Annotated in this window: 28 protein-coding genes and 1 pseudogene; 10 read left to right on the top strand and 19 right to left on the bottom strand. The window is 55.0% G+C overall.

Going from position 1 to position 19,268, the window contains the following annotated elements; genetic code table 11:
- Positions 1–39: 39 nt before the first annotated feature.
- The 9 genes from GRI39_RS05890 to GRI39_RS05850 all read right to left on the bottom strand — a co-directional run bounded on the left by GRI39_RS05890 (position 40) and on the right by GRI39_RS05850 (position 5,534).
- Complete coding sequence (locus GRI39_RS05890) at positions 40–888, bottom strand: beta-etherase (RefSeq protein ID WP_160738791.1); 849 nt, start codon at positions 886–888, stop codon at positions 40–42.
- Positions 889–1,298: 410 nt separating this feature from the next.
- The gene (gene grxD / locus GRI39_RS05885; RefSeq protein WP_160738790.1) at positions 1,299–1,628 is read right to left on the bottom strand and encodes a Grx4 family monothiol glutaredoxin; all 330 of its coding nucleotides are present in this window, start codon (positions 1,626–1,628) and stop codon (positions 1,299–1,301) included.
- A 33-nt stretch (positions 1,629–1,661) separates the two neighbouring features.
- Complete coding sequence (locus GRI39_RS05880) at positions 1,662–1,895, bottom strand: BolA/IbaG family iron-sulfur metabolism protein (RefSeq protein ID WP_160738789.1); 234 nt, start codon at positions 1,893–1,895, stop codon at positions 1,662–1,664.
- Between the two features lie 52 nt (positions 1,896–1,947).
- Positions 1,948–2,271 (bottom strand): DUF1476 domain-containing protein, encoded by a 324-nt coding sequence (locus GRI39_RS05875; protein ID WP_160738788.1) that lies wholly within the window; start codon positions 2,269–2,271, stop codon positions 1,948–1,950.
- Positions 2,272–2,280: 9 nt separating this feature from the next.
- A complete protein-coding gene (gene leuD / locus GRI39_RS05870; RefSeq protein WP_160738787.1) occupies positions 2,281–2,883 on the bottom strand; it encodes a 3-isopropylmalate dehydratase small subunit in 603 nt (200 codons plus the stop codon).
- Positions 2,883–3,044, bottom strand: coding sequence for an isopropylmalate isomerase (locus GRI39_RS05865; protein ID WP_160738786.1), 162 nt, complete (start codon positions 3,042–3,044; stop codon positions 2,883–2,885). The genes leuD and GRI39_RS05865 overlap by 1 nt, the downstream gene beginning before the upstream one ends.
- A 7-nt stretch (positions 3,045–3,051) precedes the next feature.
- Positions 3,052–3,624, bottom strand: a complete 573-nt coding sequence (locus GRI39_RS05860; RefSeq protein WP_246204930.1) for a DNA-deoxyinosine glycosylase — start codon at positions 3,622–3,624, stop codon at positions 3,052–3,054.
- Between the two features lie 53 nt (positions 3,625–3,677).
- Positions 3,678–5,111, bottom strand: a complete 1,434-nt coding sequence (gene leuC, locus GRI39_RS05855; protein ID WP_160738785.1) for a 3-isopropylmalate dehydratase large subunit — start codon at positions 5,109–5,111, stop codon at positions 3,678–3,680.
- 63 nt (positions 5,112–5,174) lie between these two features.
- Positions 5,175–5,534, bottom strand: a complete 360-nt coding sequence (locus GRI39_RS05850) for a hypothetical protein (protein WP_160738784.1) — start codon at positions 5,532–5,534, stop codon at positions 5,175–5,177.
- A 158-nt stretch (positions 5,535–5,692) separates the two neighbouring features.
- On the opposite strand from GRI39_RS05850, the gene GRI39_RS05845 reads away from it, so the two are divergent.
- Positions 5,693–6,211 (top strand): sterol desaturase family protein, encoded by a 519-nt coding sequence (locus tag GRI39_RS05845; protein ID WP_160738783.1) that lies wholly within the window; start codon positions 5,693–5,695, stop codon positions 6,209–6,211.
- Positions 6,212–6,232: 21 nt separating this feature from the next.
- Here GRI39_RS05845 and GRI39_RS05840 read toward each other — a convergent pair whose 3' ends face one another.
- The 10 genes from GRI39_RS05840 to GRI39_RS14370 all read right to left on the bottom strand — a co-directional run bounded on the left by GRI39_RS05840 (position 6,233) and on the right by GRI39_RS14370 (position 9,899).
- A complete protein-coding gene (locus GRI39_RS05840; protein WP_211371471.1) occupies positions 6,233–6,583 on the bottom strand; it encodes a YbaN family protein in 351 nt (116 codons plus the stop codon).
- A gap of 1 nt (position 6,584) precedes the next feature.
- Positions 6,585–6,992, bottom strand: coding sequence for a SufE family protein (locus GRI39_RS05835; RefSeq protein ID WP_160738782.1), 408 nt, complete (start codon positions 6,990–6,992; stop codon positions 6,585–6,587).
- A 24-nt stretch (positions 6,993–7,016) separates the two neighbouring features.
- Positions 7,017–7,262 (bottom strand): hypothetical protein, encoded by a 246-nt coding sequence (locus tag GRI39_RS05830; RefSeq protein WP_160738781.1) that lies wholly within the window; start codon positions 7,260–7,262, stop codon positions 7,017–7,019.
- Positions 7,263–7,308: 46 nt separating this feature from the next.
- A complete protein-coding gene (locus GRI39_RS05825) occupies positions 7,309–7,566 on the bottom strand; it encodes a hypothetical protein (RefSeq protein WP_160738780.1) in 258 nt (85 codons plus the stop codon).
- Positions 7,567–7,586: 20 nt separating this feature from the next.
- Positions 7,587–7,892, bottom strand: a complete 306-nt coding sequence (locus GRI39_RS05820; RefSeq protein WP_160738779.1) for a hypothetical protein — start codon at positions 7,890–7,892, stop codon at positions 7,587–7,589.
- Positions 7,893–7,918: 26 nt separating this feature from the next.
- On the bottom strand, positions 7,919–8,197 hold the full coding sequence (locus GRI39_RS05815; RefSeq protein ID WP_246204928.1) for a hypothetical protein: 279 nt from the start codon (positions 8,195–8,197) through the stop codon (positions 7,919–7,921).
- A 33-nt stretch (positions 8,198–8,230) separates the two neighbouring features.
- On the bottom strand, positions 8,231–8,605 hold the full coding sequence (gene pspC, locus GRI39_RS05810; RefSeq protein WP_160738777.1) for an envelope stress response membrane protein PspC: 375 nt from the start codon (positions 8,603–8,605) through the stop codon (positions 8,231–8,233).
- Complete coding sequence (gene pspB / locus GRI39_RS05805) at positions 8,602–8,895, bottom strand: envelope stress response membrane protein PspB (RefSeq protein ID WP_160738776.1); 294 nt, start codon at positions 8,893–8,895, stop codon at positions 8,602–8,604. The genes pspC and pspB overlap by 4 nt, the downstream gene beginning before the upstream one ends.
- Before the next feature lie 3 nt (positions 8,896–8,898).
- Entirely contained in the window at positions 8,899–9,591 is a 693-nt protein-coding gene (gene pspA, locus GRI39_RS05800; RefSeq protein ID WP_246204972.1) for a phage shock protein PspA, read from the bottom strand.
- Between the two features lie 140 nt (positions 9,592–9,731).
- Positions 9,732–9,899 (bottom strand): hypothetical protein, encoded by a 168-nt coding sequence (locus tag GRI39_RS14370; protein WP_170324277.1) that lies wholly within the window; start codon positions 9,897–9,899, stop codon positions 9,732–9,734.
- 153 nt (positions 9,900–10,052) lie between these two features.
- Between GRI39_RS14370 and pspF the strand changes: the two genes are divergently transcribed.
- From pspF to GRI39_RS05755, 9 genes and pseudogenes are all read left to right on the top strand, one after another.
- Positions 10,053–11,090, top strand: a complete 1,038-nt coding sequence (gene pspF, locus GRI39_RS05795) for a phage shock protein operon transcriptional activator (RefSeq protein ID WP_160738774.1) — start codon at positions 10,053–10,055, stop codon at positions 11,088–11,090.
- Between the two features lie 155 nt (positions 11,091–11,245).
- Entirely contained in the window at positions 11,246–11,806 is a 561-nt protein-coding gene (rimP, locus tag GRI39_RS05790; protein ID WP_160738773.1) for a ribosome maturation protein RimP, read from the top strand.
- Positions 11,806–13,470 (top strand): transcription termination factor NusA, encoded by a 1,665-nt coding sequence (gene nusA, locus GRI39_RS05785; RefSeq protein ID WP_160738772.1) that lies wholly within the window; start codon positions 11,806–11,808, stop codon positions 13,468–13,470. Before rimP ends, nusA begins: the two co-directional genes overlap by 1 nt.
- 67 nt (positions 13,471–13,537) lie before the next feature.
- Complete coding sequence (locus tag GRI39_RS05780) at positions 13,538–14,161, top strand: DUF448 domain-containing protein (protein ID WP_343033299.1); 624 nt, start codon at positions 13,538–13,540, stop codon at positions 14,159–14,161.
- A 55-nt stretch (positions 14,162–14,216) separates the two neighbouring features.
- Complete coding sequence (gene infB, locus GRI39_RS05775) at positions 14,217–16,991, top strand: translation initiation factor IF-2 (protein ID WP_160738770.1); 2,775 nt, start codon at positions 14,217–14,219, stop codon at positions 16,989–16,991.
- Positions 16,992–17,066: 75 nt separating this feature from the next.
- The gene (locus GRI39_RS05770) at positions 17,067–17,603 is read left to right on the top strand and encodes a DUF1697 domain-containing protein (protein WP_160738769.1); all 537 of its coding nucleotides are present in this window, start codon (positions 17,067–17,069) and stop codon (positions 17,601–17,603) included.
- Positions 17,604–17,726: 123 nt separating this feature from the next.
- Positions 17,727–18,125: a 30S ribosome-binding factor RbfA gene (gene rbfA, locus GRI39_RS05765; protein ID WP_160738768.1), complete on the top strand. Its 399-nt coding sequence runs from the start codon at positions 17,727–17,729 to the stop codon at positions 18,123–18,125.
- 8 nt (positions 18,126–18,133) lie between these two features.
- Positions 18,134–18,711 (top strand): annotated as a pseudogene (locus GRI39_RS05760) (thymidine kinase).
- The gene (locus GRI39_RS05755; RefSeq protein WP_160738766.1) at positions 18,704–19,243 is read left to right on the top strand and encodes a GNAT family N-acetyltransferase; all 540 of its coding nucleotides are present in this window, start codon (positions 18,704–18,706) and stop codon (positions 19,241–19,243) included. The pseudogene GRI39_RS05760 and the gene GRI39_RS05755 overlap by 8 nt, the downstream one beginning before the upstream one ends.
- The last annotated feature ends 25 nt before the right edge of the window (positions 19,244–19,268 follow it).

Here is a 19,268-nt window from a genome sequence, read left to right as displayed (position 1 = left end):
ATCCACACGGGCGGGGGCCTTTTAACTTCGCTCGACGATTTAAGCGGTTGTTTTCTCACCCTTGAGGTGGGCTGTCTCTTCGCTTGTGCTCTTCGGGCCAGTGTTCCGGCTGACGAGCCCACCGCCCATCTTGGCTGCATCTTTGACGAAAGGTTCAGGATCGCCTTCGCGCAGCTTCAGGCCGAACAGGGGAGACATGCCTTCATGCCGGCCAAGTCCGCCGTAAAGGTCAAAGCCGCGATCAATCCAGTCACGCAAAGGATCATCCTCGGTCAGAACCGGTGTGTCAGCGACAGAAGCGCAGAACAGGAACACGGCCAGCAGGCGGTAATCAGCATAATTGGGTGTATCACCGCCGAACCATTTCTGCTGGCGCAGGGCAGTGCGCAGAAGTTCAAGCTGGGGCGGCACCAGAGGCAAGCGATCTTCACGGCCGATGATGATGTTTTCCATCGTATTGCCAAACATCCGCTCGCGGCTTTCCGTCACATATTGATGATCCTGCGGCAGTGAACGATCACGATAGCTTTTGATGAAGCAGGTCATCCATGGCCCGATCGCGGTTTTCCAAAGCCAGTTTTCCAATGTCTGGGTGAGGATTTTTTCGCCTTCGCTGCCAATCAGGCGTGGCCGGTCGGGATAGGTTTCATCCAGATATTCCGCGATCAGCCAGCTATCGAGCACCCATTTGCCGTCATCCTGAATGGCGGGGAGGCGTTCGGTCTTCCCACCAGTCCGCTCCATGATTCCGGTGAATCCACCGGGGACAATGTCAAGGTCAAAGCCCTTGTGTTTGAGCGCATATTTCGTCGCCCACACAAAGGGGCTGATCGTGCAACCACTGGCTAGTTGAAGATCATAGAACGTAATTGTGTTATTTTCAGCCACGGCAATCCTCTTTTTTATCTGTCACCTTACGCAAAACTGCATAAAGAGGCAGAACGGAATGTGCCAGTGTAATTTCAGAATATTCTGGTCAAAATCAAATTAAGCTCCAGTTGACTATGTTCTGGAAGCTGACAGAGTGGTGCTGGAAATTTTTACAGTAGGAATCTGTGGCATCACTGCTCTATCTCGCAAACCGCCCTTAGAGGCAGATTTTTGGAAATGGTGTTATATTAGAAAATGTCGATTCTTCGATGAGGCAGGGCTCATTCCTTTGCGGAACATGGGTCTCCACGCCCTGCCTCCCCGAAAACTTTCTGGACATCTCCCAAGCTCCATAAATAAAAAGGCCCCGGATCGCCCCGAGGCCTTTTGATGTCTGTTTGTTGGGAAGGCTTTGTAGCCTTCAAAGGTCAGCTTGCTTTGGCGACTTTCTTGTCTTCCATCAGCTGAGCCAATTCACCAGCTTCAAACATTTCCATCATGATATCGCTGCCACCGACAAATTCACCCTTCACATAGAGCTGGGGGATCGTGGGCCAATCGGAATAGGCCTTGATGCCCTGCCGGATTTCCATGTCCTGCAACACATCAACGCTGTCATAAGCGACGCCGCAATGTTCGAGGATCGCAACAGCGCGGCTGGAAAAGCCACATTGCGGAAAGAGCGGTGTGCCCTTCATAAACAGGACGACATCATTGTCGCCCACGACCTTGGAAATACGTTCATTGATATCGGACATGGTAAACCCTGACTTGTCTCGTGTGTACCGCTGTCAATTGGGAACGACAGTGGTGAGTTGCAAGGCGTGAAGTTCACCGCCCATACGGCCACCAAGGGCTTCGAAAACCATCTTGTGCTGCTGCACACGGTTTTTCCCGGCAAAAGAGGGGGAACTGACGCGGGCAGCATAATGATCCCCGTCGCCAGCAAGATCAGTGATCTCGATTGTGGCGTCGGGCAGGGCTGCCTGAATGAGGGCTTCGATTTCAGTGGCGGGCATGGCCATGGGTCAATGCTCCTGCAAAGATAGATGAATAGTCGGTGTTTGAGCGTTTAGCTCAAAGCTTATCGAGCAATTGGCGACGTGCTTCGACGGCCTTCTCGCTCAAAGCCTGACGGACCTGCGCTTCGTCAATCTCAACACCGGCAGCGGTGAGATCGCCAATCAGCTTGCGGATGACATCTTCATCGCCAGCTTCTTCGAAATCAGCCTGCACCACGGCTTTGGCGTAGCTTTCCGTTTCTTCAGGTGTCAGCTGCATTTTCTGTGCAGCCCATTGGCCGAGCAAGCGGTTGCGGCGGGCAATGATGCGGAACGCATTTTCATTGTCGAAAGTGAATTTCGCTTCTTCAGCGCGCTCCCGGTCCTTGAAATCTGTCATATTATCCTCTCAGGCCGCTACTGCGGTGCCCTTGGCATACCACGGCATCGCATCGCGCTGCCGGGCTTCATATTGGTTGATAGCTGTATCACGCGCCAGTGTCAGGCCGACTTCGTCCAAGCCTTCAAGCAGGCAGTGCTTACGAAATTCGTCGATTTCGAACGTAAAACGATCTTGGAATGGCGTGGTCACGCTCTGGCTTTCCAGATCGATCGATATCGGATCGGTTTCAGCCACTTCAAGCAGACGGTCCACCTGTTCCTGCGGCAGGACTACGGTGAGGATGCCGTTCTTGAACGCATTGCCAGAAAAGATATCCGAAAAGCTTGGTGCGATCACAGCTTTAACGCCCATATCGAGGAGCGCCCATGCAGCATGTTCGCGGCTCGAACCGCAGCCGAAATTGTCCCCGGCAATCAGGATAGGAGCGTCCTGAAATTCTGGCTTGTCAAAGACATTGCCATCTTCTTCCCGGACCGTTTCAAATGCACCTTCCCCAAGTCCTTCACGGCTGATGGTCTTGAGCCATTTGGCTGGAATAATGAGGTCAGTATCAACATTCTTGCGGCCAAAGGGAATGGCACGGCCATCAATTTCGCGAACAGCTTCCATCAATCAGTCTCCGGGCTTTCGCCTTTGGGGCCGGTCAGTTTTGGGGCCTGTTTTTCCTTGCGCTTGGTGGCGTAAAGAATGGCGGCGGCGATGGCGGCAGAACCAACCGCGCCAGCAATAGCGGCAGTGCCCGTAAGGCCTGAGGGAATCTTCTTGCTCATAGGCTTGTCAATGCTCCCGACGAAGGTTGGAGGCAAGAGTCAACTCGCGTAATTCGGCTAGCTTTTGCCAAAGCTGTTCTTTCTGAGCCAGCGGCATGGCGGCATAGGCAGGGCTGGAAGAGGGCAGGGCCAGACAATGATAGGCGCTCCCTTTGAGCAGACCCATACCGATTTTAGCCGCTTTTGCGCCGTTAAAGGCAAAGGCGCGAAGATCTGGCAGACTCTGGGCAAGGGTGAGCAGCGGGCTATGCGTGGCATTGCGTATGGCGGTGTCCAGGCTCCCCTGGCGGGTGGCGGTGGCCACCACATCCCATAGTCCGATTTTGGCGGCGAGCAGAGCTTCGAGACGTTGCTCATACTTCAGTGAGGGTAAGTCAGTGCCGATGGCCTGCCCCACCAGATGCCAGAACAGATTGCGCGGGTGGGCGTAATATTGCTGTGCTTGGAGTGAAGCTTCACCCGGCAGACTGCCAAGGATCAGCAGCCGGGTGTCAGGTGCAACGACTGGGGCAAAGGAAGATTTGCGCGATTGCCCTGTGTCATTCATCGCAATGTCGGCCGATGGTTTGTGCAAAACCATGCCCCTGATCTTATCCCCGGATGGGGCCAGAGGCATGGAAAAGAGGTGAAAGCTTAGTCAACCAGATCGCGCACATCTGTCAGCCTGCCGGTCACGGCCGCGGCTGCGGCCATGGCAGGTGAAACCAGATGGGTGCGCGCACCCGGACCTTGCCGGCCGACAAAATTGCGGTTGCTGGTGGAAGCACAACGTTCACCAGCAGGCACCTTGTCCGGGTTCATGCCGAGACAGGCCGAACAACCCGGTTCGCGCCATTCAAGGCCTGCATCCTTGATGATCTGGTCGAGCCCTTCTGCTTCGGCCTGTTCTTTCACAAGACCGGAGCCGGGGACCACAATAGCCCATTTCACATGGGCTGCCTTGGTGCGGCCTTTCAATATAGCCGCCGCTTCGCGCAGATCTTCAATGCGGCTGTTGGTGCAGCTGCCGATGAAGACATTCTGCACTTCCACTTCATCCATGCGCTGGCCGGGCGTGAGGCCCATATATTCAAGGCTCTTGCGCGCCGCATTCTGCTTGGATGGATCAGCAAAACTTTCAGGCGCGGGGACGGTGCCACCAATCGGCACCACATCTTCCGGGCTGGTGCCCCAGGTAACGGTGGGCTGTACATCGGCGGCATTGATGGTCACAGACTTATCAAAGCGTGCACCGTCATCGCTTTTGAGCGTCTGCCAATAAGCGACGGCGCGGTCCCAATCTTCACCCTTGGGGGCGAACTGGCGACCTTTCAGATAAGCGATGGTCTTTTCATCTGGCGCAATAAGGCCAGCACGCGCACCGCCTTCGATCGACATGTTGCAGACGGTCAAGCGACCTTCCACACTCATTTCTTCGAACACTTTGCCGCGATATTCGATCACATGGCCAGTGCCGCCAGCCGTGCCAATGACGCCGATGATGTGGAGGATCAGATCCTTGGAGGAAATGCCGGGGCCAAGGTCGCCCTCAACCAGAATTTCCATCGTCTTGGATTGCTTGAGCAACAGCGTTTGCGTCGCCATAACGTGTTCGACTTCGCTTGTGCCAATGCCAAAGGCAAGAGCGCCAATGCCGCCATGCGCCGCCGTATGGCTGTCACCGCACACGATGGTCGCGCCGGGAAGGGAGAAACCCTGTTCCGGGCCAACCACATGGACAATACCCTGTTCGCGCGCAGTTGCACCGAAATAGCGGACGCCAAATTCTTTGACATTGGCTTCCAGCGTTTCAAGCTGCATGGCGCTTTGCTTGTCGGCAATTGGCAAGCGATTGCCAGCGGCATCAAGCCGCGCGGTTGTTGGCAGATTGTGATCGGGCACCGCTAGCATCAGTTCCGGGCGGCGCAGCTTGCGGCCAGAGAGGCGAAGGGCCTCGAAAGCCTGAGGGCTGGTCACTTCATGAATGAGGTGGCGATCGATAAAGATCAGGCAGGTGCCATCATCGCGGCGTTCGACCACGTGGGCATCCCAGATTTTTTCGTATAATGTGCGGGCTCGATCAGACATGGCGTTCGCCTAATCCTACCGAACCCGCATGGCAAGGGAGTAAAAATTGTCTCCCCTCAAGCTTTAGCGACGATAGCTGGTGCGCTTTTCATGCTGGCGCATGGCATAGCGTTGATCTTTGATGAGTTTTCCCTTGATACGCTGAAGCTTGTTATCAAGTAATTTTGCTTCGTTGCCTGACAGCCCATTGCGGGAAAGTTGCCGATTCAATTTCTGAACCTGATTCAGCTCGCGGTGGTAAGACTGTGCTTCGCGGTTCGAGATGATCCGGCGCTGCTCGGCACGATTGATCTGCCAATCAAGCTGAGTGATCTGGCTTGTGATGCCTGAGTCATTATACCGTGCTGGCGCAGCCATCGCCGGAGTTGTCAGAGCCAAAGCTGCAGCCAGAGCGAGCGGAGCGGCGAACAGAGATTTGCGCATCGTAATGGTCCCTTGTCATGGTGGCACGCCTTGTGTGCCTGCCCATTCTTTCTGCCACGCCAATATGCATTTGAGCGTCGCATATTGTACCTTTATGTCGCTTTCAGTCGCGTTTGACCCCTGTTCTATCCCCTATCGCTGCGCTATATCCGGGGCTTATGGACATTCTTATCCCCGCTCTCATCGTTCTGGCTGCCATGGTTGCAATGGAGTGGGTGGCTTGGGCGAGCCACAAATATATCATGCATGGCTGGGGCTGGGGCTGGCATCGCGATCACCATGAGCCTCATGATAAATTACTGGAAAAGAACGATCTTTATGCAATCGTAGGCGCGGTGATGAGCATTTCCATGTTCGCTATCGGTTCGCCATTGGTGTTGGGGGGGGCGGCTTGGTGGCCGGCGACATGGATCGGCCTTGGTATTCTTGGCTATGGCATCATCTATACGCTGGTTCACGATGGTCTGGTTCATCAGCGCTATTTTCGCTGGGTACCCAAGAGCGGTTATGCGCGCCGCTTGGTTCAGGCGCATAAACTTCATCATGCGACTATTGGCAGGGAAGGTGGTGTCAGCTTCGGTTTCGTCTTTGCGCGTGATCCGGCTGCCTTGAAGGCTGAATTAAAGCGCCAGCGAGAAGCAGGAATCGCTAAATTGCGCGACAGTGCAGGGGCTTGACTGGTTGTCAGCAGGCGGCTGCTACTCAGGCCTGGTCCAGATCCAGCTACCGCAAATCGCCAGCACTGCAATAGAGATCAGAACCCAGGGGAAGCCCAGCGTAAAGCCTGTAAACAGCACACCGGCACCCATCGCAAGAATGGCAGAAACCTTGGCTTTGCGTCCGATGGCGCGATGATCCCGCCAATGCCTGAGAGACGGGCCCCAGCGTGGATGATGTAGCAGGCGGCGCTCCCATTCAGGATTGCCGCGCGCGAAGCAAAAGGCTGCCAGCAGAAGGAATGGCACCGTCGGCATAATCGGCAGAGCTGCGCCAATTGCACCTAGTCCAACGCAAACAAGCCCAGCCGCCATGTAAAGCGACCGGCGCATATCAGTCAGCCGCGATCCGGTTGGCGGTTTCCTTGATCAGAGCGATCATATTGGGAATGCCCTGCGTGCGGTTGGAGCTTAGCTGATTTTTAAGGTCAAACGGCTCCAAAGCAGCGGTAATATCCATATCCGCCACTGTTTGGGCGGGCTGATCCTGAACGGCAGCAAGGACCAGCGAGACAATGCCTTTGGTAATCGCCGCGTTGCTATCGGCGAGGAAATGAAGCCTGTCATCCTCCTGTGTCGGGTAAATCCACACACTGGCAGAGCAGCCGCGCACCAATGTCGCATCGGTCTTGAGCGGGGCGGGCATAGGGTCCAGCTCACGACCAAGTTCGATCAGAAGGCGATAACGTTCATCACCTTCAAGGAATTCATATTCTTCACGGATATCATCAAGAGAGCGCATAAATCCCGCTCTAGCATTTAGGGATCAGAGGTCCACCCCACTTGCGATGGCTTCCAGCTTGCGAATGCGTTCTTTGAGATGGGCAAGTTCGATCCGGGCTGCCCCTGTGGTCGTTCCGCCTTCAATCTCGCGTGCAGGTGCAGAAAGGTGATATTCTAATTCCTGCGATTTCAAGGCCAGCCATGCCTGCCAGCCTTTGAGCATCGCACCAAGAGTGATCACCAAGGCGATCAGGCCGGTGCTGGCGAGAAGTATCGTCTGGCTCAACATGGTAGATTTCCTTGCTTGAAATGATTGAGCGGCTGGATCGTGAAATTCAGTGCCGCAGTTTTTCGATTTCTGAAGAAATGCGGCTGGCTTCACGGCCATCGGTCACAATTCGTTCAAGGATCTGGACGCGCTCACGCAATTCTTCCACTTCGCGCTGCAATTCGGCATTGGCCCGGTGATCGTCTAAGGACTGGTTGCCCAGAAAATCCTCTGTGATGCCATTGCTTGTGAGATGCTTTGAGCGCCAGGCGCTGTAAATCATCCCGGCGATGGCGATCAGCAAAATGGTGGTCCACAAGTTCATGATCTGGCTCCTCGTACCGTTCAACGGTTCAGCGAATGGTGATTGTCAGCGAAACTGTCGATTTTCTCGGCCATCTGCGTCCCACCATCGCTTACGACTGTTTCCAGCACATGAATGCGGTCCTGCAAGCTGGCGACGGCAACCGAAAGCTGCCGGTTCTCTTCAGTAAGGCGCGCAATAGTATCCCTGCTTTGGCAGCAAGGAAGCTCAGCAATTGTGGCCTTTGACCTGGAGGAGCTGTGCGACTTCACGATAGTGACGGCTGACCAACCGATTGCTGCAATACCTGCCAATATGACCATAAATTCTGGTCCGCCCAAGGCCATCTTTCATACTCCCCCAAGAAAAGTGATTAGCCGAGATTGCTGTCGTGGCTGCGCAGATCCATCCGTTCTTCTACCTGCCGGTGATCACGGAGTGCCTCGATCTGGCTTGCAACATCATAGCCTTTGTCGGTTACGATCCGTTCCAGCACTCTGATCCGATCTTCCAGTTCTTTATTGCTGGTGGCTGACAGAGCGGCGCGCTCCGCAGTGTTCTGCATTTCCATTTCGACAAGCTTGCGCTGATGTTTGGTCCACACGATGAAGCAGACCATGATAAAAGGGGCGAGCGGGATCAAAAACGGCATGATATGTTGCATCGGATCAGTCCAGTTAGAGGATTAGCGCAGATTTTCGATTTCGGCCGAAAGGCGTGGATTGCTGCTGACATAATGCTGTTCAACATCAGCCAAACGACGATCAATGTCGCGGAAGCGTGAGCGTACTTCACGTGCTGTACGCTTGGGAGACTGGCGAACCCGTTGCCAATATTTCTGCTCATCACGATCTGTATAAAGATGCGCTGGCTTCTTGTCGGCCAGAAGACCAAGAACGAAATAGATTGGCAAGCCAAACCCGGTGGAGAGCGTCAGCACAATAAAACCAAGTCGCCACCAGATCGCTTCGATCCCGGTGTAATCGGAGAGGCCTGAGCAAACGCCCATTAATTTGGAATTTTGCTTGTCACGATAGAATTTGGTGCGTTGGCTGCTCATTTACGGTCTCCCCGTTCATTCAAAAGGCGATCAAGATCACGCAATTTCTGATTGTCCATTTCATGCTCATCACGCAGGCGGTGAGGCTTGAAGTTGGGGTTGTCGTTGGCGACGAGGCGCTCAACCGTGTCCATGCGTTCATCCAGACGGCGAGCAAGTTGATAGAGATCTTCCAGCAGTGTTTCGTCATCATTGGTGAGCGTGGCGGCGGTTTTCCATTTGGTGATGTAGTGCAAGACCACCCAGGGAACGCCGATCACGATCACGGCAACAGTCAAGAAATCTTCCACGGTTTATTCCCCCTTTTGCGCGGCATTTCCCTTGCCGAGCGCACGTTTCATTTCTTCCAGTTCGGCATCGACCTTGTCGGAGTCTTCGAGGGCAGCGATTTCATCAGACAAGGACGTCTTGCCTCTGCCGCCAGCGATGCTGAGTGAATCTGCACGGCCTTCGGCGTAATCGACCCGGCGTTCGAGTTGATCGAAACGAGCCAGCGCGTCATCTACCCGTTCGTTGGTCATCAGGCTGCGCAGCTTGACCCGATTTTCTGCGCTTTCGAGGCGTGCCGCGATCTGCGTCTGGCGGCTGCGCGCTTCCCGCAGGCGGGTCTGCAGTTTGGCGATGTCTTCTTCATAAGCGCGCAGAGCATCGTCCAGAACGGTGATTTCTGACCGGAGCTGCCCACTCATGTCACCAGCTTTCTTTTTTTCCATCAAGGCTGCACGAGCCAGATCTTCGCGATCCTTGCTGAGCGCCAACTGCGCCTTTTCAGCCCAATCTGCCTGCAACTGGTCCAGTTTGACCATGTGGCGATGCATTTCCTTCTGATCGGCAATGGTCCGTGCCGCGCTTGCGCGAACCTCGACCAGTGTTTCCTCCATTTCGAGGATGATCATGCGGATCATTTTGACGGGGTCGTCAGCCTGATCGAGCAATTCGGTGAAATTGGCTGCAATGATGTCACGAGTGCGAGAAAAAATGCCCATCCAGGGTACTCCGGGGTCTGTTCGTTTCTGAGTAGGGGTAGGGCTGCTGCGCAACCTTTCCGCTTCACGCTCTAACCGTGAATAGGAGCCCTTTTCGCTCTGTTTGCCGTTTCCGGCAAATGGATATTTCCCGGGTTCGTTCATGCCAGTTCAACCATTGAGGCGCTGCCAACCAGCATATTCGACATGATATCGGGCGTAGCTCCGAGCTGATTGCTCAAAGATACAATGTTGAAAGCGATCATGGCAGCCATGCTCGCGATAGCGGCAAGGCCAAGCTTGCTGGCGAAGAATTTGCGGTCATACATGGCGATGTTCCTTTGTGAACGGCGTTTGCATGAAGCTTCGCAAGAGGCGTGCCAATTTCGAATATGCTGAGAAAATGGCGACTTTTTTGAAAATATCTTAAAACCCGTTGGTGTATATTGCCAACTTTCAGGAAAATGCACTATTACTAGGTCATGGAGCGCGAAAATCAGTTTGTCGGCCAGTCGGGAGCTTTTCTCGATACTGTTGAACGGGCAAGTCGTGCTGCTGGCTTGAGCCGGCCAGTGCTCGTCATTGGGGAGCGGGGGACGGGCAAGGAGCTTATCGCAGAGCGTTTGCATCGCCTCTCTACTCGGTGGGATGAGCCACTTGTAACGCTGAACTGTGCTGCTCTTCCTGAGACATTGATCGAGGCAGAGCTTTTTGGTCATGAGGCTGGCGCCTTTACGGGCGCGACGCGGGCGCGGGCCGGGCGGTTTGAAGAGGCTGATCGCGGCACTCTGTTTCTCGATGAACTGGCGACCCTTTCCATGGCGGCGCAAGAGCGTTTGCTACGGGCGATCGAATATGGCGAAGTCACTCGGATTGGGGCATCGCGCCCAATTCGTGTGGATGTGCGTATCGTTGCAGCGACCAATGAAAACTTGCCTGATCTTGCCGATAAAGGTCGGTTTCGAGCCGATTTGCTCGACCGGTTGAGTTTCGAGGTGATTACGCTTCCTCCGCTTCGGGAGCGTGAAGGCGACGTTGATGTTCTGGTCGATTATTTCGGCCGGCGCATGGCGGCTGAGCTCGCATGGAATAGTTGGCCCGGTTTTGCTGATCATGTGCGGCAGCAATTTGAAGAATATGCCTGGCCCGGCAATGTTCGCGAATTGCGCAATGTGGTGGAGCGGGCGGTCTATCGCTGGGATAATTGGGAAGAGCCCATCGCTCATGCGGTATTTGACCCGTTTGATTCTCCTTGGGCACCCAAAGGCTCAGTCGGGAATATGGTCGGCGCCAAACCTGCTTCTTCCAGCGAGCCCAGTGCTCAACGTGAAACGGCTTCGCTCAGTTACGAGGCGATTTCTGACCTTAAGGCAGCGGTGGATGCGCATGAAAAGGCCATTCTGGAGCATTCCTTGGGTAAGCATCGGTGGAATCAGCGCAAGGCGGCCAAGTCGCTTGGGCTTACATATGATCAATTACGGCACTGCCTGAAGAAGCACGATATTACGAAAACAAGCTGATAAATGAGCGGCTTTTCATGCCTCTCTTGCAATCCCTTAGGGAATCACCTAGTTAAAGCCGCATACCGACATTGTCGCGACAAAGTCTGGTGCTGGCGCCGCAAGGGGCCGGCGCGAAACTGCATTGTCGCATACAGGATATATCTGGAGACCGAATGGCCGATATCGCGCGACTGACAGAAGTGATTAAACCCGAAGCAGAAGCTCTGGGCTTCGAACTTGTGCGCGTGAAATTGACCGGCTCTGATGAGGAGCGGGTTTTGCAGATTATGGCGGAAGACCCCGCCACCGGGCAGTTGGTGGTAGATCAGTGTATGGCGCTTTCTCGCCGCATTTCCGCCGAAATCGACGCTTTGGAAGAACAGGGTGAAGAGTTGATTGCCGGGGCTTATAACCTTGAGGTTAGCTCTCCTGGCATTGATCGTCCGCTGACCAGGCTGAAAGATTTTAGCCAATGGACGGGTTTTGAAGCGCGCATTTCATTGGCTGACAAGATTGATGGAAAGCGTAACCTTCACGGCATCCTAAAGGGTGTTGAAGGTGACACAATCACTATTGAAGACCGCAAGGCAGGTACAGTAGAGGTCGGGTTCGATCTTATCCATGCCGCCAAGCTGATGCTTACGAATGACCTCATTGCAGCTACCAAGCCGCTCGATATGACCGGTGCTGATGAGGTTGAAGAAATTCCCGCAGAAGAAAAGGCAGACGACTGATGGCCAGTCCGATTTCCGCCAACAAGGCTGAGTTGCTCGCAATCGCGACTTCGGTTGCTTCGGAAAAGATGATCGACAAGTCGATCGTTATTGAAGCGATGGAAGAAGCGATCCAGAAATCCGCGCGCAGCCGTTACGGCGCGGAAAACGATATTCGTGCCAAGCTTGATCCGCTGACTGGCGACCTTCGTTTGTGGCGTGTCGTTGAAGTGGTTGAAGAAGTAGAAGATTACTTCAAGCAGGTGAATGTCGAGCAGGCTGAAAAGCTGCAGCCCGGTGCCAGCGTTGGCGATTTCATCGTTGATCCGCTGCCTCCGGTCGATCTGGGCCGGATTGACGCACAAAGCGCCAAGCAGGTGATCTTCCAGAAGGTCCGCGATGCTGAGCGTGAACGTCAGTTCGAAGAATTCAAGGATCGCGCTGGCGAAGTCATCACCGGCGTTATCAAGTCGGTCGAATTTGGCCATGTGATCGTCAATCTCGGCCGCGCGGAAGGCGTGATCCGCCGTGACCAGCAAATTCCACGTGAAGCGGCGCGTGTTGGTGAACGTATTCGTGCGCTGATCATGAAGGTGGAGCGTAACAATCGCGGTCCACAAATCTTCCTCAGCCGCGCTCATCCTGATTTCATGCGTAAATTGTTCGCGCAGGAAGTTCCGGAAATTTACGACGGCATCATCGAAATCAAGGCCGCTGCCCGCGATGCAGGCAGCCGGGCCAAGATCGGCGTGATCAGCCATGATAGTTCGATTGACCCTGTCGGCGCTTGTGTCGGCATGAAGGGGAGCCGCGTTCAGGCCGTTGTGCAGGAACTGCAGGGCGAAAAGATCGACATCATCCCGTGGAGCGAAGATACGGCGACCTTTATCGTCAACGCATTGCAGCCGGCAACGGTGAGCCGTGTGGTGATCGATGAAGATGAAAGCCGCATCGAAGTGGTGGTGCCGGACGATCAGCTGAGCCTGGCCATCGGCCGCCGCGGCCAGAATGTCCGTCTTGCCAGCCAGCTGACGGCCAGCCAGATTGATATCATGACCGAAGAAGAAGCTTCGGTGAAGCGTCAGAAGGAATTTTCCGAACGCTCCAAGATCTTCGAAGAAGAGCTGGACGTGGACGAAACTCTCTCGCAGCTTCTTGTTGCGGAAGGCTTCGCTGAACTCGATGAAGTGGCTTATGTCGATATGGCTGAGCTGGCTGCGATCGAAGGCTTTGACGAAGACCTCGCACAGGAACTGCAGTCTCGCGCACAAGAAGCGCTGGATCGTCAGGAAGAAGCCTATCGCACGCAGCGTCGTGAACTGGGCGTTGAAGATGCGCTTGCTGAAATCCCGCACCTCACTGAAGAGATGCTGGTGGTTTTGGGCAAGGCTGGCATCAAGACACTCGATGATCTTGCTGATCTGGCAACCGATGAACTGATCGCTAAAAAGCGTGAAGCACCGCGTCGCCGTGGCGATGGTCCGCAGGCGAACAATAATCGCCGTGGTAGCCAGCGTTCAGAAGACAAGGGCGGCGTTCTGGGTACGTATGGCCTGAGCGACGAACAGGGCAATGAGATCATCATGGCCGCTCGTGCGCATTGGTTTGATGACGATGGTGAAGTGGCTTCAACAGCCGCTGAGCCTGAAGCAGAGGAGGCCGCCAATGCGGAATCCTCACAATGAGACGCTAAGGTCTAAGCAGACACAAGTAGCTCGGGCGCAGGAAGATGCGCCCGAGAGGCGGTGCATTGTGTCGGGCCGGGCTGTGAGCCGCGATGAATCCATCCGACTCGCACTTTCGCCCGATCATTGCGTGTTGCCGGATGCATTGGCTCGTGCCCCAGGGCGCGGTGCCTGGATTCATGTCAGCAAGGCAGAGCTTGCCGAATCGCTTGAGAGCGGAAAGCTTCGTGCAGCCTTTTCGCGTGCCTTCAAAACGGGCGGCATACAGATTCCGGATGATTTGCCAGACTTGCTGGAAAAAGCGCTGGATAATGCATTTCTTCAGCGATTAGGGCTCGAAATGCGCGCCGGGCGCCTTATCTTGGGGTCTGACCGTATTGCTGAACAGGCGAGAACAGGGCGCGTTGCTGCGCTGTTTCATGCCAGTGACGCAAGTGAAGATGGAACACGAAAACTGGATCAGGCCTGGCGCGTTGGTCAGGATGTGGAAGGTTCCAAATTGCGTGGCACGCGTCTTCCACTAGACCGAGCGGCACTGTCTGTGGCATTGGGCCGCGATAATGTCGTCCATCTGGCGTTGAATGACCGTTCTTCGGCCAAGCGGATAGCGATTCCGTTAAGGCGTTTGCAAATTTACAAAGCTGCCGTTCCGGCCGCTTCCGATGCTGACGGAGATCGTGTGCTGGATTAGTCCGCACCGCAATCCGCGACGACGAATTGAGAATACGAAGGGTAATACGAGGCGTATGAGCGACAATGAAACCACACCGACACGCGACCGCAAGCCTCTTGGGCTGAAGCGCTCGGTCGATGCAGGAGAGGTCAAGCAGACCTTTAGCCACGGCCGGACCAACAAGGTGGCGGTCGAGGTGAAGCGTCGTCGTAAGCTGACGAAACCCGGCGCTACTCCCACTCAGGAAGAAGCGCCTGCGCCAACGCCGACAGCTTCTCCTGCTAACGAAACTCCCGCCCCGGCTCCGGCTGCCAAGGCACCTGAAGAACCCGTTGCCAAGCCTGCTCCGGCACCTACGCCTGCGCCGACAGCAGAGCCAGCGCCAGCTGCCAAGCCTGCTCCTGCACCCACACCAGCAGCGAAGCCTGCTCCGGCTCGTAAGCCTGCTCCGCGTCAGGCACAGGCTGCACGGCCTAAGCGTCCTATTTCGGCTGAAAGCCGTAAGGAAATGCAGGAACGCCTTCTGCGTGAAGCAGAAGAAGCGCGTTTGGCCGCGATGGAAGCGGCAGGCCGCCGTGACGAAGAAGAGCGTCAGCGTCGCCTTGAGGAAGAAAAGCGTCGCGCAGAGGAAAACCGGAAAGCTGAACGTGAAGCCGCTAAAAAGGCTGCCGAAGAAGCTGAAGCTGCCAAGAAGGCTGCTGCTGAAGAAGCGGCTAAGCCTGCTGCCAAAAAGCCCGCTGCGTCTGCCAAGAAGACTGCTGAAGCTGCCAAAGCTGCGCCTGCTGAAGCAGCTGGGGAAGGCAATTCCGATGCCGGTTCGTCAGCACCTGCGCCACGCCGCTTTACGCCGGTTCAGCGTCCCGAACCTAAGAAGCCTGAAAAGGCCGACAAGAAGAAAGACGCTGCTGGCAAGCCTGCTGCGCCTGCCCGTGCCGAACGCAATGATCGCCGTCGCGGCGGTAAGTTGACCGTTAATCGTGCGCTGAATGACGATGAAGGTGCACGCGCACGTTCACTCGCAGCGCTGAAGCGTGCGCGTGAAAAAGAACGCCGGGCGCAAGGCGGTAGTAATAACCGTTCACGCCAGCGTGAAAAACAGGCGCGCGATGTGATCGTGCCAGAAGCCATCACGGTTCAGGAACTCGCCAACCGTATGGCTGAGAAGGGCGCTGACCTTGTGAAGGCGCTGTTCAACCTTGGCATGATGGTCACTGTCAACCAGACGATCGATCAGGACACGGCAGAATTGCTGGTTGAAGAATTCGGCCACAATATTCAGCGCGTTTCTGAAAGCGACGTCGATATCGATACCAGCGATGATGTCGATCCGGAAGAAACGTTGAAGCCACGTCCGCCTGTGGTCACTATCATGGGCCATGTCGACCATGGTAAAACCTCGCTGCTCGATGCTCTTCGCGGCACCGATGTGGTGCGCGGTGAAAGCGGCGGGATTACGCAGCATATCGGTGCGTATCAGATCACGACGAAGGATAAGCAAAAGCTCACCTTCCTTGATACTCCGGGCCATGAAGCCTTCACCCAGATGCGCGCCCGTGGTGCCAATGTGACCGATATTGTCATTCTGGTGGTGGCTGCTGATGATGGCATCATGCCGCAGACGATTGAGGCGATTAATCACACGAAGGCCGCTGGTGTTCCGATGATCGTGGCGATCAACAAATGCGATAAGCCGGAAGCTAATCCGCAGAAGGTTCGCGAACGTTTGCTGGAACATGAAGTTGTCGTGGAAGAGATGTCCGGTGATGTGCAGGACGTTGAAGTCTCCGCCAAGACGGGCGCTGGTCTGGAAGATCTGATCGAAAAGATCATGCTTCAGGCAGAGCTTCTTGAGCTGAAGGCGCGTCCGGATCGTGCTGCTGAAGGAACCGTGATCGAAGCGCAGCTCGATAAGGGCCGTGGTCCGGTGGCGACTGTTCTGATTACGCGTGGCACACTGAAGCGTGGCGACGTTCTGGTTGTTGGCACTCAAAGTGGCCGTGTTCGTGCGATGATTGACGACAAGGGCAAGCAGGTTAAGGAAGCTGGGCCTTCCTTGCCGGTGGAAGTCCTTGGCCTGAGTGGCGTTCCTAATGCAGGCGATCAGCTGAGCGTTGTTGAAAACGAGCAGCGTGCCCGTGAAGTGTCCGAGTATCGTAGCGAAAAGGCTCATGCCCAGCGTACGGCCGCAACACCTGCCAATTTTGATGCGATGTTCTCCAACCTGAAGAGCAGCACCATCGAATTCCCGGTTCTGGTGAAGGGTGATGTGCAGGGCTCGGTCGAAGCGATTGTGGCCTCGTTGAACAACCTGTCCAACGATCTCATCAAGGTTCGCGTGCTGCATTCCGGTGTTGGCGCGATCACGGAAAGCGATGTGACACTGGCAGCTTCCAGCAACGCACCGATCATCGGCTTCCATGTCCGTCCAAACTCGAAGGCGCGTCAGCAGCTTGAGAAGGAAAAGGTGCGGATGATGTATTATGACGTCATCTATCACCTGACCGAAGAGATTGCGAAGGAAATGGCTGGTGAACTCGGTCCCGAGCGGATCGAACATGTGGTTGGCCGTGCAGAGGTCAAGCAGGTGTTCCCGGCGGGCAAGAAGGACAAGGCAGCTGGTCTGCTGGTCGTCGAAGGCTCTATCCGCAAAGGCCTGTTCGCACGTCTTACCCGCGAGGATGTCATCGTTTCGGCAACCACCATCGCGTCGCTGCGCCGCTTCAAGGATGATGTTCCTGAAGTTCGCGCAGGTCTCGAATGCGGTGTGGTTCTGGAAGATACGAACGACATCAAGGCTGGTGATGTACTCGAAGTCTTCGAAGTTGAAGAACGCGAACGGACGCTTTGATGCGTCTGGCAAATTGAACACGAACGGGCCGGGAATTTTCCGGCCCGTTTGCATGTGGGCAAGGAGCATAACAGCATGCAATATATCGCCTTTCTCGGCAGTATTAATGTCGGTGGAAATCGTCTGAAGATGGTCGATCTACGCGAGGCGATGGAGCGTGAAGATTGCGAAAATGTCGAAACGGTGGTTGCCAGCGGCAATGTGCTGTTCACGCATGAAGAGCGCCCCGTTGAAGGGTTGAACGACAAGCTCGCTTACGTGATGCAGGAATATTTCGATCTCGATGTGCTGGCGCTGGTCCTTACGCGCGAGCAATTGGTTGCGGCGATTGAAGAAAACCCGTTCGCGGCCGATGGCGATGAGAAGAAAGTGCATACGCATCTGTTGGAAATGCAGCCTTCGCAGGACCAGTTCGATGCGATGGTCGAAACCTATCAGGGGCGCGGACCGGAACGGCTGGCACTGGGCAAGAAGGCGCTATTTGTCGATTATGTCGAAGGAGTGGGCCGTAGCCGGCTTACCGGGCCATTTATCGAACGGCGGCTTGATACGCGCAACACGGCCCGCAACATTCGTTCTTTGAGGCGCGTCCTGGAAAAGATGCCTGCCTGAAGGGTCAATTGTACAATATTGCATGAAGTCTCGCACTTTTTGTGCGGTGAAATTATGCTAGTGAAATGCGTTCAGCTGGCCCGTAATCTTGGGCTGGCTTGGTTGATACAGATGGATTGAATGATGGCTCGCTCGCATAGTAACGAAGAACAGAATGTTCGCCTGCTTAAAGTGGGGGAGCGTGTGCGCCATGTGCTGTCTGAAATTCTCATGCGCGGGCAAGTTCATGATGAAACCATCAGCGCGCATAATGTTTCGGTGACAGAAGTACGGATGTCATCGGACATGCGAATTGCAAAGGTCTTTGTGAAGCCATTGCTGGGCGAGGATGAGGACGCTGTTTTGACCGCTCTTCAGCAGAACACCGCTTATTTTCAGCGCGAAGTCGCCAATGCACTCAAGCTTAAATATGCGGCGAAGCTGCGCTTTCTGGTAGATGACAGTTTCGATGAAGCCAATCGGATCGAACAATTGCTGAATGATCCACTGGTGGCGCGCGACCTGAAGAGCGAGGAAGAATAGCCTGGCGGATGGCCAAGCTCTATTTTACTATGCCAGCATTAATGCCGGCAAATCAACCATGCTTCTGCAGGCGGACTTCAACTATCGTGAACGCGGCATGGCCACTATGCTGTGGACCGCCGCATTGGATGCTAGATCCCAAGGAAAGCCAATCGCAAGCCGGATCGGGCTGGAAGCTGATGCACATCGCTTTGATGGTCAAACGCATATGTGGGAGGTCGTAATGGCCGCTCACCACGTGCAGCCCCTGTCTTGTGTGTTGATTGATAAAGCGCAGTTTCTATCGAAAGAACAGGTCTGGCAATGCGCACGGCTTGTTGACGAAGGTGGCATTCCGGTGCTGTGCTACGGGCTCAGAACAGACTTTCAGGGCGAGCTTTTCTCCGGCTCCGCGATATTGCTCGGCATTGCTGATGCACTGATTGAGCTGAAAGCTGTCTGTCATTGCGGGCGCAAGGCGATCATGAATCTCAGGGTCGATGATGATGGCGGTGCTGTGAAAGCCGGTGTGCAAACTGAAATCGGAGGCAATGGCCGCTATGTCGCACTATGCCGCCGCCATTTCACGGAGGCTCTCAATGGATGATTTAAACTGCCTGCTGGAAGCAGCGCCTGTCCAACTTAAACCTATGGTGGATGCGCATATTGAACATATCCGCACTGTATGTGCCCAGGATGAAGAGATCTGGCAGATCTATCCGACTAATATGATGGGCTCTGATTTTGACCGGAACATTGCCGCTATTCGGCAGGCACAGGATTGGGTGAATTTTGCTGTGCTGGATAGTGGAACGGGGGATGTGGTCGGCATGACCAACTTCATTCGCCCCGACCGGGCCAACCGAAGCCTTGAAATTGGCGGAACATTCATTGCCCCAAAAGTGCGCGCCACTGGCTTTAATGCCGTGATGAAGCGGCTGATGATAAACCATGCTTTCGCTTGCGGCTTTAACCGGATCGAATTTCGCGTGGATACACGAAACGTCCGCAGCATGGCGGCGGTGCAAAAGGCAGGGGCACAGGCGGAAGGCGTATTGCGCCAGAACCGCATCACCTGGACCGGCTATCTGCGCGACACGGCAATCTTTGCTATATTAAAGGAAGAGTGGCAGGGCTGACATTCTTTTACCGAGCCACCATCTA

Origin of the sequence: Altericroceibacterium indicum (assembly GCF_009828105.1) — a bacterium.
In the GTDB taxonomy this organism is placed as follows: Bacteria; Pseudomonadota; Alphaproteobacteria; order Sphingomonadales; family Sphingomonadaceae; genus Altericroceibacterium; species Altericroceibacterium indicum.
The sequence above is the reverse complement of the archived record's forward strand: the minus strand, read 5'-3'. Positions and strand labels throughout refer to the sequence as shown.

Excerpts from the sequence above, each read along its gene's own strand:
- grxD (WP_160738790.1), bottom strand. The coding sequence starts at position 1,628 with ATGTCCGATATCAATGAACGTATTTCCAAGGTCGTGGGCGACAATGAT.
- GRI39_RS05880 (WP_160738789.1), bottom strand. The coding sequence starts at position 1,895 with ATGGCCATGCCCGCCACTGAAATCGAAGCCCTCATTCAGGCAGCCCTG.
- GRI39_RS05875 (WP_160738788.1), bottom strand. The coding sequence starts at position 2,271 with ATGACAGATTTCAAGGACCGGGAGCGCGCTGAAGAAGCGAAATTCACT.
- leuD (WP_160738787.1), bottom strand. The coding sequence starts at position 2,883 with ATGGAAGCTGTTCGCGAAATTGATGGCCGTGCCATTCCCTTTGGCCGC.
- GRI39_RS05865 (WP_160738786.1), bottom strand. The coding sequence starts at position 3,044 with ATGAGCAAGAAGATTCCCTCAGGCCTTACGGGCACTGCCGCTATTGCT.
- GRI39_RS05860 (WP_246204930.1), bottom strand. The coding sequence starts at position 3,624 with ATGGTTTTGCACAAACCATCGGCCGACATTGCGATGAATGACACAGGG.
- leuC (WP_160738785.1), bottom strand. The coding sequence starts at position 5,111 with ATGTCTGATCGAGCCCGCACATTATACGAAAAAATCTGGGATGCCCAC.
- GRI39_RS05850 (WP_160738784.1), bottom strand. The coding sequence starts at position 5,534 with ATGCGCAAATCTCTGTTCGCCGCTCCGCTCGCTCTGGCTGCAGCTTTG.
- GRI39_RS05845 (WP_160738783.1), top strand. The coding sequence starts at position 5,693 with ATGGACATTCTTATCCCCGCTCTCATCGTTCTGGCTGCCATGGTTGCA.
- GRI39_RS05840 (WP_211371471.1), bottom strand. The coding sequence starts at position 6,583 with ATGCGCCGGTCGCTTTACATGGCGGCTGGGCTTGTTTGCGTTGGACTA.
- GRI39_RS05835 (WP_160738782.1), bottom strand. The coding sequence starts at position 6,992 with ATGCGCTCTCTTGATGATATCCGTGAAGAATATGAATTCCTTGAAGGT.
- GRI39_RS05830 (WP_160738781.1), bottom strand. The coding sequence starts at position 7,262 with ATGTTGAGCCAGACGATACTTCTCGCCAGCACCGGCCTGATCGCCTTG.
- GRI39_RS05825 (WP_160738780.1), bottom strand. The coding sequence starts at position 7,566 with ATGAACTTGTGGACCACCATTTTGCTGATCGCCATCGCCGGGATGATT.
- GRI39_RS05820 (WP_160738779.1), bottom strand. The coding sequence starts at position 7,892 with ATGGCCTTGGGCGGACCAGAATTTATGGTCATATTGGCAGGTATTGCA.
- GRI39_RS05815 (WP_246204928.1), bottom strand. The coding sequence starts at position 8,197 with ATGCCGTTTTTGATCCCGCTCGCCCCTTTTATCATGGTCTGCTTCATC.
- pspC (WP_160738777.1), bottom strand. The coding sequence starts at position 8,605 with ATGAGCAGCCAACGCACCAAATTCTATCGTGACAAGCAAAATTCCAAA.
- pspA (WP_246204972.1), bottom strand. The coding sequence starts at position 9,591 with ATGGGCATTTTTTCTCGCACTCGTGACATCATTGCAGCCAATTTCACC.
- GRI39_RS14370 (WP_170324277.1), bottom strand. The coding sequence starts at position 9,899 with ATGTATGACCGCAAATTCTTCGCCAGCAAGCTTGGCCTTGCCGCTATC.
- pspF (WP_160738774.1), top strand. The coding sequence starts at position 10,053 with ATGGAGCGCGAAAATCAGTTTGTCGGCCAGTCGGGAGCTTTTCTCGAT.
- rimP (WP_160738773.1), top strand. The coding sequence starts at position 11,246 with ATGGCCGATATCGCGCGACTGACAGAAGTGATTAAACCCGAAGCAGAA.
- nusA (WP_160738772.1), top strand. The coding sequence starts at position 11,806 with ATGGCCAGTCCGATTTCCGCCAACAAGGCTGAGTTGCTCGCAATCGCG.
- infB (WP_160738770.1), top strand. The coding sequence starts at position 14,217 with ATGAGCGACAATGAAACCACACCGACACGCGACCGCAAGCCTCTTGGG.
- GRI39_RS05770 (WP_160738769.1), top strand. The coding sequence starts at position 17,067 with ATGCAATATATCGCCTTTCTCGGCAGTATTAATGTCGGTGGAAATCGT.
- rbfA (WP_160738768.1), top strand. The coding sequence starts at position 17,727 with ATGGCTCGCTCGCATAGTAACGAAGAACAGAATGTTCGCCTGCTTAAA.
- GRI39_RS05755 (WP_160738766.1), top strand. The coding sequence starts at position 18,704 with ATGGATGATTTAAACTGCCTGCTGGAAGCAGCGCCTGTCCAACTTAAA.